The organism is Halogranum amylolyticum (assembly GCF_900110465.1).
GTDB classification, from domain to species: domain Archaea; phylum Halobacteriota; class Halobacteria; order Halobacteriales; family Haloferacaceae; genus Halogranum; species Halogranum amylolyticum.
Genome location: NZ_FODV01000009.1, coordinates 58,664 through 71,970 on the forward strand (window position 1 = coordinate 58,664; position 13,307 = coordinate 71,970).

The window sequence follows — 13,307 nt, forward strand, 5'->3', positions numbered from 1 at the left end:
GAACGAGCAAGAATCAATGCTTATAGGGGAGCACCCCTAACCCGCGGACGTTACGGAGAACTCGGTATGAATCCATGGATAGCTATCGGCGCATTGGGCGTAGTCAGTGTCGGCATCCCGCTCGGTATGATGGCGGTGTCGGCGTTGCTACGTCCGAGTGTGCCGGAACAAGGTAAAAGCGCCATCTACGAGAGCGGTGAGATCCCGACGGGGACGGCACGCATCCAGTTCAACATCCAGTACTACATGGTTGCGCTGCTGTTCGTCGTCTTCGACATCGAGACCGTCCTCATCTTCCCGTGGACGGTCATCTATCGCTCCGCGTTGGAGCAGGGAGCAACCCTCGCTGAGGTGCTGCTTCCGATGCTCGTCTTCATCGGGATTCTCGTCGTCGGTCTCGTCTGGGCATGGCGCAACGGTGCGGTCAAGTGGGTCAAAAGTCCGCTTGCCGAGAGCCGGAAGACAGAGAGACAAACATGAGTAGTCAAGACAAGCCATTCGTCACGGAGGACTCGAAAGTACTGACCGACACTCGGGACGCCCGAATGTCCGGACAGGACAACCGATTCAACTCGAAGCTCCGTGAGGCGTTCGGTTCGTCGCCGTTCATCCTCACGAAGTTCGACAAGTTCATGAACTGGGTCCGGGGGTCGTCGATGTTCATGCTGCAGTTCGGGATCGCCTGCTGCAGCATCGAGATGATGCACACCTACGCCGTCAAGCACGACCTCGACCGCTTCGGTGCCGGTGTCCCCCGCGCGTCGCCGCGACAGGCCGACGTGATCATCGTTCCGGGAACCATCGTCTCGAAGTTCGCCCCGCGCATGAAGCGGGTGTACGACCAGATGCCCGAACCCAAGTTCGTCATCGGGATGGGGTCGTGTACTATCTCGGGCGGCCCGTTCCAAGAGGGGTACAACGTCGTCAAGGGCGCAGAGGAGGTCATCCCGGTCGACATTCACGTCCCCGGCTGTCCGCCCCGTCCCGAGGCGCTCGTCTACGGCGTCGCCAAGCTGCAGGAGCGGATCGCCAACGGCGAGTCGAGTCCGGTGACGGTCAAACCGTACGAACTCGAACAGTTCGGCGATCTCACCCGGGACGAGATCGTCGACCAACTCGCCGCAGAGATCGACGAGGACGACCTCGTCATGCGGTACAACTGGGCTGATTCACCATGAGTCTGGAGGAGCCAGAGGACGCAGAACAGCCTGCCGTCGAGGGACGCTCGCTGGGCGACGAACTCGCCGACCTGCTCGGCGACCACGTCCTCACTCGCGAGGAGCACCTCAACGCGCCGGGGTTCGTCATCCGTCCCGACGAGGTACAGGACGTCCTCTTCACGCTCCGCGACGAGGCGGGGTTCGACCACCTCTCGTGTGTCACGGCCGAGGAGCGCGAGGACCGCTACGAGTCCATCTACCATCTGAAGAAGTACGACGACCCCACGCAGGAGGTCAGCATCGTCGTCCCGACCGACAAGACGAACCCGGTCAGTCAGACGGCCGAACCCGTCTACCGGACGGCCGACTGGCACGAGCGGGAGGCCTACGACCTCGTCGGCATCGAGTACGAGGGACACCCGGACCTGCGCCGCATCCTCCTCCCGGAGACGTGGCAGGGTCACCCCCTCTCGATGGACTACGAACAGGACCGCCCGCAGCTCGTCCCGCTGCGTGAGCACGCCAACCCGCTGCAGGACGACCACACGGGCGAGGGTGGCGACACGATGTTCCTCAACATCGGGCCGCACCACCCGGCGACCCACGGTGTGCTCCACCTGAAGACGACGCTCGACGGCGAGCAGGTCGCCGACGTCGAATCCGACATCGGCTACCTCCACCGCTGTGAGGAGCAGATCTGTCAGCAGGGGACCTACCGCCACCAGATCATGCCGTACCCCGACCGGTGGGACTACATCTCGGCCGGCCTGCTCAACGAGTGGGCCTACGCGCGTGCGGCCGAGGACCTCGCGGACATCGAGGTGCCCGAGTACGCACAGATCATCCGGACGATGGGTGCGGAGCTGTGCCGGATCGCCGCACACATGCTGGCGGTCGGCACGTTCGCACTCGACGTCTACGGGGACTTCACGGCCATCTTCATGTACGCCATCCGCGACCGGGAGAAGACCCAGAACATCCTCGAGGATCTCACCGGCCAGCGGCTGATGTTCAACTACTTCCGCCTCGGCGGCGTCGTCTGGGACCTGCCGGAACCCCGCGAGGAGTTCTTCGAGAAGATCCGGGACTTCCTCGACGACCTGCCGCAGGCGCTCGAGGAGTACCACGACCTCATCTCGGGCAACGAGATCCTGCAGATGCGGACCGTCGGTACGGGGATTCTCCCCGAGGACGTCGCCAAGAGCTACGGTGCGACCGGTCCGGTCGCCCGCGGCTCCGGCGTCGACTACGACCTCCGCCGCGACGACCCCTACGGCTACTACGAGAACCTCGACTGGGACGTCGTCGTCGAGGACGGCTGTGACAACTACAGTCGCCTGCTCGTCCGACTCCGCGAGGTCGAAGAGTCCGCGAAGATCATCGAACAGTGCGTCGACCTGCTGGAGGACTGGCCCGAGGAGGATCGGACGATCCAGGCGAACGTCCCCCGGACGCTCAAACCCGACGACGACACGGAAGTCTACCGCGCCGTCGAGGGTGCGAAGGGCGAGCTCGGCATCTACATCCGCTCGGACGGCACCGACAAACCCGGGCGATTCAAGATCCGCAGCCCGTGCTTCTCGAACCTCCAGACGCTGCCGGAGATGGCACAGGGCGAGTACGTCCCTGACCTCATCGCCGCGCTCGGCAGCCTCGACATCGTGCTCGGCGAGGTGGACCGGTGATGGGAACGCTGCTGCTTCAGGCGCAGTCGCAGACGCCGCTCGTCGACACCATCGCCGGCCTCCTCGGTCTCGACGGGTTGCTCGGCGCCGTCGTCGGTGGACTGCTCGGTGCGTTCCTCATCGCCAACGTGATGCTCATCACGACGGCCGTCGCCGGGCCGTGGGCGAAGCGGAAGATCACCGCGTCGTTCACCGACCGTATCGCAGTCAACCGGATCGGACCGTTCGGTCTGCTCGTCATCGTCGCCGACGCGGTGCGACTGATGTCGAAAGAGCTCATCGTTCCCGACGGCGTCGACCGTCCCGCGTGGGACCTCGCACCCATCGTCGTGCCGTTCTCGGCGCTGATGGGGTTCGCCGTCATCCCGATGGGGAGCGGCATCCACCTGGCCGACCCCGAGTCCGGCCTCGTCTACGCGTTCGCGGTGAGTTCCATCGCCTCGCTCGGACTCATCATGGCGGGGTACTCGTCGAACAACAAGTACTCGCTTCTCGGTGGGCGCCGTACCATCAAACAGAACATCGCCTACGAGATTCCGCTCATCGTCACGGCGGCGTCCGTCGTCCTCTTCACGGGAACGCTCCGGATGAGCGAGATCGTCGCCGTGCAGGCCGAACCGCTCTTTACGGTTGCGGGCGTCACGATCCCGCAGTGGTTCGCGTTCGTCAACCCCTTCGCGTTCGTGCTGTTCCTGGCGGCGAACCTGGCGGAAGTCGGCCGTAACCCGTTCGACACGCCGGAGGCGCCGACCGAGATCGTCGGCGGTTACCAGACCGAGTACTCCAGCATCTACTTCGTCCTGTTCTACCTCGGGGAGTTCATCCACATCTTCCTGGGCGGGGCGCTCATCGCGACGCTGTTCCTCGGCGGCCCGGCCGGTCCGGGTCCGGAGGCGCTCGGCTTCCTCTGGTTCACGATCAAGATCTGGGCGGTGTTCCTGTTCACGCAGTGGGCCCGCTCGGCGGTGCCGCGTGTGCGTATCGACCAACTCATCGAGATCGGCTGGAAGGGCATGCTCGTGCTGTCCTTCGCCAACCTGGTGCTCACGGCCATCATCGTGGGAGTGATTGCATGATTGGAATTCTGAAAGGAATGGCGACGACGATGAAACACGCACTGGACGGCCAGACGTTCACGGTCGAGTACCCCGACGTCGCGCCGGAGGTGAGCCCCCGGTTCCGTGGGGTCCACAAGTTCAGCCAGGAGCGCTGTATCTGGTGTCGCCAGTGTGAGAACGTCTGTCCGAACGATACGATCCAGATCGTGCAGGACGACAAGCGCAACGGCGAGCAGTACAACCTCCACATCGGCCAGTGTATCTACTGCCGGCTGTGCGAGGAGGTCTGCCCCGTCGACGCCATTCTGCTGACACAGAACTTCGAGTTCACGGCAGACACGAAAAACGAGTTCGTGTACAACAAAGAGCAGCTGAAGAACGTCCCGTGGTACAAGGACATCGACCCCCTCAACTCGCGTAACCCCGACCGTGGGGCGTGGATCGGCGAGGGTGAGGGAGAAGTAGATTACCAGTAGAGTGACCCTCGAGATTTCGACCGTGAGAGGCCTCGAATCGGCCTCCACCGTCTCGAAATCTTCAAAGGGATCTCTCAAGGAGATACAAACAATGGTTTATGAAACCATCGCGTTCGCGCTGTTCGCCCTCGTCACCGTGGGCTGCAGCCTCGGCGTCGTCCTCGTTCGGGACGTGTGGCATTCCGCACTCCTGCTCGGGGGCGCGCTGTTGAGCGTCGCGGTGCATTACGTGATGTTGCAGGCGGAGTTTCTCGCCGCTATGCAGATTCTCGTCTACGTGGGCGGGGTTCTCATCCTCATCGCGTTCGCCGTGATGCTGACGCGTACGAATCCGGAGGTGAGTAGTACATGACAACGAAACCGCAGTTGAACGACGACCTGAACCTGCTACCGGGGCTCGCCGCCCTCGGACTGTTCGTCGTCCTGGCTGCCGTGTTCCTGCAGACGGAGTTCGGTCCCCCACAGGGGTTCCCGGCCGACGCGAGCATCGTCGCTAGCATCGGCTACGCGATGTTCAACCTCGATTTCGGTGCGGTGCCGGGAGAGAGCTTCCTCGTCGCGTTCATGGTGATGGCCGTCACGCTCGACGTCGCCATCGACGCCGCCGTCTACCTCGCACAGCGCGAGGACGAGGGCTCGTTCCTGCAGTCGGCGGCGAGCAGCGCACGCGGCGCAGTGACGGGTGAGGGCGTCCGGACCGACGGCGGCGCCGACGACACGGAGGGGGAGCGATAATGGTGCCCGCAGAGTGGTATCTGCTCCTCTCGGGGCTGATGTTCTGTATCGGCCTGTTCGGCATCCTGACGCGGCGCAACGCGCTGCTGTTCCTGATGTCCGTCGAGCTGATGCTGAACGCGGCGAACATCAACCTCGTCGCCTTCTCCTACCAGTGGGGGAACGTGACTGGCCAGACGTTCAGCCTGTTCACCATGGCGCTCGCGGCCGCCGAAGTCGCCATCGGTATCGGCATCATCCTCGTGCTGTATCGCAACTTCAACGACCTCGACGTGACGAAAGCAACGACGATGAGGTGGTAACTGATGGCTGCATTCGACTACGCTCCGGCGATCGTTCTCCTGCCGTTCCTCTCGTTCCTCGTCTCGGTCGGCGTCGCCGTCAGCGGTCGGGACCTGCTCCCGAAGGGCGGCGCGCTGCCAGGGATCGCGGCGACCGCAGGCTCGCTCCTGCTCTCGCTGTGGATGCTCTTGACTGTCTCGAACGGCAGCTACTACGACGAAACGATCTACACGTGGGCGACGACGGATCAGAGCTTCGAGCTGACGTTCGGACTACTCGTCGATCCGCTCAGTGCGATGATGCTCGTCATCGTGACGCTCATCGCGACTCTCGTGCACGTGTTCTCGCTCGGCTACATGAACGACGAAGGCGAGATAGGGCTCCCCCGGTACTACGCCGGTCTCGGCCTCTTTACGGCCTCCATGCTCGGGTTCGTCGTCGCCGACAACCTGCTCATGGCGTTCATGTTCTTCGAGCTGGTCGGGCTCTGCTCGTACCTGCTCATCGGCTTCTGGTTCCGCGAACCGGGCCCGCCGAGCGCCGCGAAGAAGGCGTTCCTGGTCACCCGCTTCGGTGACTACTTCTTCCTCATCGGCGTCGTCGCCGTGTTCGCTACCTTCGGCACCGCGCAGTTCGCGGGCGAGGGTGCGTTCCCGGCGCTCGCCGAACAGGTACTGAACGGCGAAGCCAGCGCCAACACGTTCGGCTTCGAACCGCAGACGTGGTTCACCATCGTCGGACTGCTCGTCCTCGGCGGCGTCGTCGGCAAGTCCGCGCAGTTCCCGCTGCACACGTGGCTTCCGGACGCCATGGAGGGTCCGACGCCCGTCTCCGCGCTCATCCACGCGGCGACGATGGTCGCAGCCGGTGTGTACCTCGTCGCTCGGATGTACGGCTTCTACGCGCTCTCGCCGACGGGGCTCGCCATCATCGCGTTCATCGGCGGCTTCACCGCCCTGTTCGCGGCGACGATGGGCGTCGTCAAGCGCGAGATCAAACAGGTGCTCGCGTACTCCACCATCTCCCAGTACGGCTATATGATGCTCGCGCTGGGGTCGGGTGGCTACATCGCGGCGACCTTCCACCTCATGACGCACGCGTTCTTCAAGGCGCTGCTGTTCCTCGGGGCGGGGTCGGTCATCATCGCGATGCACCACAACGAGGACATGTGGGACATGGGCAACCTGAAAGAGAAGATGCCCGTCACCTACGCGACGTTCCTCGCCGGATCGCTCGCACTCGCCGGCATCTTCCCGTTCTCGGGCTTCTGGTCCAAAGACGAGGTGCTCTACGAGGCGCTCGTCCACGGACTGGGGGGCAGTCCGCTGCTGTTCGGCGCGTGGGCGATGGGGCTGCTCGCCGTCTTCTTCACCGGCTTCTACACCTTCCGGATGGTGTTCCTCACCTTCCACGGGAAGGCCCGCACCGACACCGCGCGTGACCCGCACGGCGTGGGCTGGAACGTGAAGGGACCGCTGACGGTGCTCGGCGTGCTGGCGGTCGTCGCCGGCTTCGTCAACATGGTTCCGGTCGCGAAACTCACCGGTGCCGAGATCGAGTTCCTGCACCAGTGGCTCGGACACGGTCCTGCCGGACTCACCAGCGAGCACTACGGCGAACTCACGCACGACTTCGCCCACTACAGCGTCGGCACGCTCGCCGGCGGTGAACTCGGGACGGCGCTCATCTCGGGTGGCGTCTCGCTGACGCTCGCACTCGCGGGCGTCGCGCTCGCACACGTACTGTACAACGTCCCCGAGCCGGTCGAACACACCGACAAGCTCGGCGGTATCAAGACGCTGCTGTACAACAACTACTACCAGGACGAGTATCAGGTCTGGCTGGCGACGGGACTCACGCTGCCCGTCTCCCGCGCGGCCGACAAGTTCGACCAGGGCGTCATCGACGGCGTCGTCAACGGCGTCTCCAGCGTGAGCCTGTTCTCCGGGAGCCGCGTCAAACAGCTCCAAACGGGCGTCGTGAGTAACTACGCGATGCTCCTCACGCTGGGACTGACCGTACTTCTGCTCGTCTTCGGCCTGCTCGGAGGGTGGTTCCTATGATCGTCGAAGCACTAATCGCGTTCACGTTCGTCGCTGCGCTGGTGACCTTCGTCGCCCCGAACCGGGTCGCCGGCAAGCTGGCGTTCGGACTCAGTCTGGTTCCCATCCTCGGGAGCCTCTTCATGTGGAGTCAGTACGACGCGAGCGGCAACGCCTTGCTTGGCGGGTCGCTCGCGTTCGAAGAATCGTTCGCGTGGCTCAGCCTCGCGGGTTACGAACTCTCGTGGCACACCGGCGTCGACGGCATCAGTATGCCGCTCATCGTGCTCACGACGGTGCTCACGTCGCTGGCGATCGTCAGCGCGTGGACGCCGATCGACAGCCGACAGTCGCAGTTCTACGGCCTCTTCCTGTTCATGGAGGCGAACCTCATCGGCGTCTTCACGGCGCTGGACTTCTTCATGTGGTTCGTCTTCTGGGAGGCCGTGCTCATCCCGATGTACCTGCTCGTCGGCGTCTGGGGCGGTCCGCGCCGTAAGTACGCCGCGATCAAGTTCTTCGTCTACACGAACGTCGCGTCGCTCCTGATGTTCATCGGGTTCATGGCGCTCGTGTTCGGCCTCGGCGACTCTATCTCGTCGCTCGGACTGCCGGAGATCGCACAGGCGCTCCGCGGCGGCGAACTCGGCGGGTTCGGGGGCCTCGACGCCACGACGCTGCGGACCGTCGCCTTCGTGGCGATGTTCATCGGCTTCGGCGTCAAGGTGCCAATCGTCCCGCTGCACACGTGGCTGCCGGACGCTCACGTCGAAGCTCCGACCCCGGCCTCGGTGATGCTGGCCGGCGTCCTCCTGAAGATGGGGACGTACGCCCTGCTGCGGTTCAACTTCACGATGCTGCCGGAGACCGCCACCGCGTTGGCGATCCCTATCGCCGTCGTCGCGGCACTCAGCGTCATCTACGGCGCGATGCTCGCGCTGGCCCAGCAGGACCTCAAGCGCATCGTCGCGTACTCCTCCGTCTCGTCGATGGGGTACGTCATCCTCGGCCTCGTCGCCTACACGGTGTACGGGGTCGGCGGCGCGACGTTCCAGATGATCGCCCACGGGCTCATCTCCGGTCTGATGTTCATGGCCGTCGGCGTCATCTACAACACTACGCACACGCGGATGGTCGGCGACATGTCCGGCATGGCCGACCGGATGCCCATCACGGCGGGCATCTTCGTCGCCGGCGCGTTCGGCTACATGGGGCTGCCGCTGATGGCCGGCTTCGCCGGCGAGTTCTTCATCTTCGTCGGTTCGTTCGGCTCGCAGTCGCTTCCCTTCGCGCCCGTGTTCACGGCGGCGGCGATGTTCGGCATCGTCATCGTCGCAGGCTACCTGCTGCTCGCGATGCAGCGGACCCTGTTCGGGTCGTTCCGACTCGAGACCGACTACCCGGTCGGTCGCGCACCCGTCCACGACACGCTCGCGCTGGCGACGCTTCTGGTGCTCGTCATCGCGCTCGGCGTCGCTCCGGACCTGTTCTTCACAATGATCACCGACGCGGTTAACCCGATTCTCCCAGGAGGTGGGCTCTGATGTTGCTGCAGTCGCAACTGCCCAACTGGATGGCGCTGGCACCGGTGTTCGCACTGGCGCTGACGGCGCTGCTCCTGCTCGTCGTCGACAGCATCGACCCGGATTCGACCAACAGCACCGCACTCGCCGGCATCTCCGTCGTCGGGTCGCTGACGTCGCTCGGTCTTGCCGGCTGGTTCCTCACCGCGGGGACCGGACAGGTGTCGACCGGCGGCGGCATCTCGCTGTACGGCGACGCGCTCGTCGTCGACGGGATGGCGCTGTTCTTCATGGCCATCTTCGCCAGCGTCACGGCGATGGTGACCATCGCGAGCTACGACTACCTCCGGACGGACGCCCACCAGGCGGAGTTCTACACGCTGGTCATACTCGCGGCGACCGGCATGGGGCTCATGGCCAGCGCCAACTCGCTGGCGACGGCGTTCGTCTCGCTGGAACTCGCTTCGCTGCCCTCGTACGCGCTCGTCGCGTTCCTCAAGAAGAACCGCGGGAGCGTCGAGGCGGGGCTGAAGTACTTCCTCATCGGCGCGGTCTCCTCGTCGGTGTTCGCGTTCGGTATCAGCCTCGTCTACGCCGCGACGGGGTCGCTCGTCTTCGGCGACGTCGCCGAGGCGCTCTCCGGAACCGACTTCGTCGGCGTCGCCGGCGTCGGCGTGCTGATGATCGCCGGCGGGTTCGCGTTCAAGACCGCCTCCGTCCCGTTCCACTTCTGGGCGCCGGAGGCCTACGAGGGCGCACCCGCCCCGATCAGTGCGTTCCTCTCGTCGGCGTCGAAGGCGGCCGGGTTCGCCGTCGCCTTCCGCGTCTTCACCGAGGCGTTCGCGCTGACGGCCATCCCGCAGGGGATCGACTGGGTGCTGCTGTTCCAGGTGCTAGCCGTCGTCACGATGACGCTCGGTAACTTCGCTGCGGCGACCCAGGAGAACGTCAAGCGGATGCTCGCGTACTCCAGCATCGGTCACGCCGGCTACGCGCTCATCGGTCTCGCCGCGCTGTCGGCGGGGAGCGCTCAGAACGGCAACGTGATGGGTGCCAGCATGGCGCACCTGCTCGTCTACGGGTTCATGAACACGGGCGCGTTCCTGTTCATCGCTCTGACCGAGCACTGGAACGTCGGCCGTCGCTTCGAGGACTTCAACGGACTGGGCTCACAGGCACCCGTCGCCTGCGCGGCGATGACGGTGTTCATGTTCAGTCTCGCGGGCCTGCCGCCGTTCGGCGGGTTCTTCTCGAAGTACTTCCTGTTCGCCGGCGCCATCGGGGCCGGCTTCTGGTGGCTCGCGGCCGTGGGGGCGATCAACAGCGCGCTGTCGCTGTTCTACTACTCCCGCGTCGTCAAGGCGATGTGGATCGAAGACGCCACTCGCGAGTTCGAGATCGCCTCGAAACCGCTCGGTCTCTACGCGGCCGTGATGATCGCGGCACTCGGTACCCTCCTGCTCCTACCCGGCTTCGGGCCGGTCATCGAGGTCGCTCAGTCGGTCGCCACGGCGCTGTTCGCGTAACACCACCCCGAGTTCTCTTCCGTTCACCGCCCGACGGTCCCCTCTCCCGTTTCACCCACGTGCGAGCGCCGACTGACCGATCCGTTCGTCGGCGCTCGCGACGCCGAATCCGCGTGACGGTAGGGTTTTGAATCGGCAGTGCTACGACTCAGATATGGTCAGTCGGTTGGTACTCGGCTGTGGCTCCGTCGGTCACGACATCGTCGAACGGGCCATCGGCTGGTCCGGACGCCTGCACGTCATCACCGACGAGCAGAGTCGGGTGACGGCACTCCGTGACGAACACGTCAGAGCGACGGTGGCAGACCCGACGGACCCGTCGAGATATCCCGAGCGGGCCGACATCGTCATCGTCGCCGCCGACGACCCCGAGCGCAACCGTGCTGCGGCGACCGCCGCCCGCGAGCAGTTCCCCGACGCCCTCTTCGTCGTCTCGACGGGGTTCGGTGCGGGCGAGGAGACGAAGACGGCCATCGACGCGGTCGCGGACCGCGTCGTCGACCCCGAACGGACGGTGGTCGACCGCGTGCTGAACGTCTCGACGGGCGACGGCGCTCGACGGATGCGGAAACTGTTGACCGTCCTCCGCGATCTCGAGGGACCGCTCGCCGTCGTCACCCACGACAACCCCGACCCCGACGCCATCGCCAGCGCACTCGCACTCTCGCGGCTGGCCGAGTCCGTCGGCGTCGACGCCGACGCCTGTTACTTCGGCGAGATCTCCCACCAGGAGAACCGGGCGTTGGTCAACCTCCTCGACATCCAGATGCGCGGACTCGACTCCGAGGCGGATCTCGACGACTACGACGGTATCGCCCTCGTCGATCACTCCCGGCCGGGCGTCAACGATGGACTCCCGACGGAGACGACCGTCGACATCGTCATCGACCACCACCCGCCGCGTGCACCGGTCGAAGCCCGTTTCGTCGACCTCCGGAGCGACGTCGGCGCGACGAGCACGCTCCTCGCGAAGTATCTGGAGTTCTTCGGGCTCACGCCTGACCGGACGGTCGCGACGGCGCTACTGTACGGGATCCGCGTCGACACGAAGGACTTCACTCGCGAGGTGTCTGGGACGGACTTCGAGGCGGCGGCGTTCCTGTTGCAGTTCGTCGACGCGACCGTCCTCGAACGGGTCGAGACGCCCAGCATGAACGCGGAGGTGTTCGAGACCATCGCTCGAGCCATCCGAAACCGCGAACTGCAGGGGTCGGCGCTGGCCTCGTCGGTCGGCGAGATCCGCGATCGAGACGCGCTGGCACAGGCCGCAGAGCATCTGCTCAACATGGAGGGAATCACGACGACGCTCGTCTACGGGTTCATGGACGGGACCGTCTACGCTTCCGGCCGCGCACGCGGTGCGGACCTCGACCTCGGTGAGACGCTCAGAGACGCGTTCGACCAGATCGGGAGCGCGGGCGGTCACGCCGACATGGCCGGCGCACAGATCCCGCTCGGTATCCTCGGCGACGTCGGTGCCGACTCGAAACAGTCGTTAGAGGGGGTTGTCCACGAGATCATCTCCGGACGGTTCTTCGAGACGCTCGGCGACGCACCGACCGCACCGGACCGTGACATCGGTCCCAGTCTCGCCTTCGAGTATCCGACCGAGGACGACCGGGGGAGAGAGCCGCCGTCGACCGGAGAGGAGACCGTCGGCGCCGGGACGCGTCGAGGTTCGACGACGGAGCTCGTCGGCGACCCGGCTGAAGGCGACACGACCGAAGACGACGACGAGAGCGACGCATGACCCCGGAGGGCACCAGCCTTTTGCTATCGAGTGACGTATCCCCGGCAATGAGTGGGAAGGCAACCGTGAAAGAGTATATGACGCGAGACGTCCAGACCGTCTCTCCTGACGATACGGTCGCGGACGTCGCCCGTCGTATCGTCGAGAGCGACGGACACAACGGCTTTCCCGTCTGTCAGGGTCGCCGCGTCGAGGGGTTCGTGACGGCCCGCGATCTGCTTCTCACCGACGACGAGGCACCGATCTTCACCGTGATGACCGACGATCTGATCGTCGCCCACCCGGATATGGCCGTCACGGACGCCGCCCGAGTCATCCTCCGGTCGGGGATCCAGAAACTCCCCGTCGTCGACGACGCGAGCAACCTCGTCGGCATCATCTCGAACACCGACGTCGTCCGGAGTCAGATCGAGCGGGCGACTCCCGAGAAGGTGGGGAAACTGATGCGGACGCTCGAACAGATCCACGGTATCGGCGTCAGACAGGAGAAACGGCGGGTCAAGTTGGAGAGACTCATTCCGACGCAGGCCCGCGTCTACGCCGACGAACTGGCGGGCCGACAGTACGAACTCGAACGCGGCCTCGCGGAACCGCTCGTCGTTATCGACAACAACGGGACGCTGCTGCTGGCGGACGGCCACCACCGCGTGATGGGCGCCCACCGGATCGACATCGGCGAGATGGACGCCTACGTCATCGTCGTCGACGACGACGTCGAACTCGGGATGCAGCGCACGGCCGAGAAGGAGGGGTTGCAGTCGATCGACGATATCGACGTCGTCGACTACGCGCGACATCCGCTCATCGAGACGACGAAGCGGTTCCAGTAGCGACCGGACTGTGTAAAAGGACGTCGCGTGAACCGGAGAGCCGATGGCGCTCCCCATCGAACTCGCTCGCACCCTCCTGTTCGGAATCGTCGTCGGACTCGGGTCGTTTCTCTTCGTCACCGCGCCGCGAGCACTCCGCGACACCGGCCTGCAACTCGTCGTCGTGGTGGTGCTTCCCACTCCACTACGACGGCCTCGACCGCGTCTCGAACCTCGAAGCGGCGCTCTGGGCGTTCGTCG

The 13,307-nt window shown here is 65.0% G+C and carries 13 protein-coding genes; all 13 read left to right on the top strand.

The features are described 5' to 3' along the window. Positions 1–66 precede the first annotated feature (66 nt). The 13 genes from BSG17_RS15595 (at position 67) to BSG17_RS15655 (ending at position 13,067) form a co-directional block, all read left to right on the top strand. Complete coding sequence (locus tag BSG17_RS15595) at positions 67–480, top strand: NADH-quinone oxidoreductase subunit A (RefSeq protein WP_089825738.1); 414 nt, start codon at positions 67–69, stop codon at positions 478–480. Beyond that, the gene (locus tag BSG17_RS15600) at positions 477–1,178 is read left to right on the top strand and encodes an NADH-quinone oxidoreductase subunit B (RefSeq protein ID WP_089825740.1); all 702 of its coding nucleotides are present in this window, start codon (positions 477–479) and stop codon (positions 1,176–1,178) included. The genes BSG17_RS15595 and BSG17_RS15600 overlap by 4 nt, the downstream gene beginning before the upstream one ends. Next, positions 1,175–2,845: an NADH-quinone oxidoreductase subunit D gene (locus BSG17_RS15605; protein ID WP_089825742.1), complete on the top strand. Its 1,671-nt coding sequence runs from the start codon at positions 1,175–1,177 to the stop codon at positions 2,843–2,845. The genes BSG17_RS15600 and BSG17_RS15605 overlap by 4 nt, the downstream gene beginning before the upstream one ends. After that, positions 2,845–3,921 (top strand): complex I subunit 1/NuoH family protein, encoded by a 1,077-nt coding sequence (locus tag BSG17_RS15610; RefSeq protein WP_089825744.1) that lies wholly within the window; start codon positions 2,845–2,847, stop codon positions 3,919–3,921. The genes BSG17_RS15605 and BSG17_RS15610 overlap by 1 nt, the downstream gene beginning before the upstream one ends. Further along, on the top strand, positions 3,918–4,379 hold the full coding sequence (locus BSG17_RS15615) for a NuoI/complex I 23 kDa subunit family protein (RefSeq protein ID WP_089825746.1): 462 nt from the start codon (positions 3,918–3,920) through the stop codon (positions 4,377–4,379). The genes BSG17_RS15610 and BSG17_RS15615 overlap by 4 nt, the downstream gene beginning before the upstream one ends. Positions 4,380–4,470: 91 nt before the next feature. After that, positions 4,471–4,731, top strand: coding sequence for an NADH-quinone oxidoreductase subunit J (locus tag BSG17_RS15620; protein WP_089825911.1), 261 nt, complete (start codon positions 4,471–4,473; stop codon positions 4,729–4,731). Continuing rightward, a complete protein-coding gene (locus tag BSG17_RS15625) occupies positions 4,728–5,114 on the top strand; it encodes a hypothetical protein (protein ID WP_089825748.1) in 387 nt (128 codons plus the stop codon). The genes BSG17_RS15620 and BSG17_RS15625 overlap by 4 nt, the downstream gene beginning before the upstream one ends. Then, complete coding sequence (gene nuoK, locus BSG17_RS15630) at positions 5,114–5,416, top strand: NADH-quinone oxidoreductase subunit NuoK (RefSeq protein ID WP_089825749.1); 303 nt, start codon at positions 5,114–5,116, stop codon at positions 5,414–5,416. Before BSG17_RS15625 ends, nuoK begins: the two co-directional genes overlap by 1 nt. Positions 5,417–5,419: 3 nt before the next feature. Next, a complete protein-coding gene (gene nuoL, locus BSG17_RS15635; protein WP_089825751.1) occupies positions 5,420–7,459 on the top strand; it encodes an NADH-quinone oxidoreductase subunit L in 2,040 nt (679 codons plus the stop codon). Continuing rightward, a complete protein-coding gene (locus BSG17_RS15640) occupies positions 7,456–8,982 on the top strand; it encodes a complex I subunit 4 family protein (RefSeq protein WP_089825753.1) in 1,527 nt (508 codons plus the stop codon). Before nuoL ends, BSG17_RS15640 begins: the two co-directional genes overlap by 4 nt. Continuing rightward, the gene (locus BSG17_RS15645; RefSeq protein ID WP_089825755.1) at positions 8,982–10,487 is read left to right on the top strand and encodes an NADH-quinone oxidoreductase subunit N; all 1,506 of its coding nucleotides are present in this window, start codon (positions 8,982–8,984) and stop codon (positions 10,485–10,487) included. Before BSG17_RS15640 ends, BSG17_RS15645 begins: the two co-directional genes overlap by 1 nt. A 154-nt stretch (positions 10,488–10,641) precedes the next feature. Next, positions 10,642–12,237, top strand: a complete 1,596-nt coding sequence (locus BSG17_RS15650) for a DHH family phosphoesterase (RefSeq protein ID WP_089825757.1) — start codon at positions 10,642–10,644, stop codon at positions 12,235–12,237. Positions 12,238–12,284: 47 nt separating this feature from the next. Then, positions 12,285–13,067, top strand: a complete 783-nt coding sequence (locus BSG17_RS15655; protein ID WP_089825759.1) for a CBS domain-containing protein — start codon at positions 12,285–12,287, stop codon at positions 13,065–13,067. Positions 13,068–13,307: the final 240 nt, after the last annotated feature.

Excerpts from the sequence above, each read along its gene's own strand:
- BSG17_RS15595 (WP_089825738.1), top strand. The coding sequence starts at position 67 with ATGAATCCATGGATAGCTATCGGCGCATTGGGCGTAGTCAGTGTCGGC.
- BSG17_RS15600 (WP_089825740.1), top strand. The coding sequence starts at position 477 with ATGAGTAGTCAAGACAAGCCATTCGTCACGGAGGACTCGAAAGTACTG.
- BSG17_RS15605 (WP_089825742.1), top strand. The coding sequence starts at position 1,175 with ATGAGTCTGGAGGAGCCAGAGGACGCAGAACAGCCTGCCGTCGAGGGA.
- BSG17_RS15610 (WP_089825744.1), top strand. The coding sequence starts at position 2,845 with ATGGGAACGCTGCTGCTTCAGGCGCAGTCGCAGACGCCGCTCGTCGAC.
- BSG17_RS15615 (WP_089825746.1), top strand. The coding sequence starts at position 3,918 with ATGATTGGAATTCTGAAAGGAATGGCGACGACGATGAAACACGCACTG.
- BSG17_RS15620 (WP_089825911.1), top strand. The coding sequence starts at position 4,471 with ATGGTTTATGAAACCATCGCGTTCGCGCTGTTCGCCCTCGTCACCGTG.
- BSG17_RS15625 (WP_089825748.1), top strand. The coding sequence starts at position 4,728 with ATGACAACGAAACCGCAGTTGAACGACGACCTGAACCTGCTACCGGGG.
- nuoK (WP_089825749.1), top strand. The coding sequence starts at position 5,114 with ATGGTGCCCGCAGAGTGGTATCTGCTCCTCTCGGGGCTGATGTTCTGT.
- nuoL (WP_089825751.1), top strand. The coding sequence starts at position 5,420 with ATGGCTGCATTCGACTACGCTCCGGCGATCGTTCTCCTGCCGTTCCTC.
- BSG17_RS15640 (WP_089825753.1), top strand. The coding sequence starts at position 7,456 with ATGATCGTCGAAGCACTAATCGCGTTCACGTTCGTCGCTGCGCTGGTG.
- BSG17_RS15645 (WP_089825755.1), top strand. The coding sequence starts at position 8,982 with ATGTTGCTGCAGTCGCAACTGCCCAACTGGATGGCGCTGGCACCGGTG.
- BSG17_RS15650 (WP_089825757.1), top strand. The coding sequence starts at position 10,642 with ATGGTCAGTCGGTTGGTACTCGGCTGTGGCTCCGTCGGTCACGACATC.
- BSG17_RS15655 (WP_089825759.1), top strand. The coding sequence starts at position 12,285 with ATGAGTGGGAAGGCAACCGTGAAAGAGTATATGACGCGAGACGTCCAG.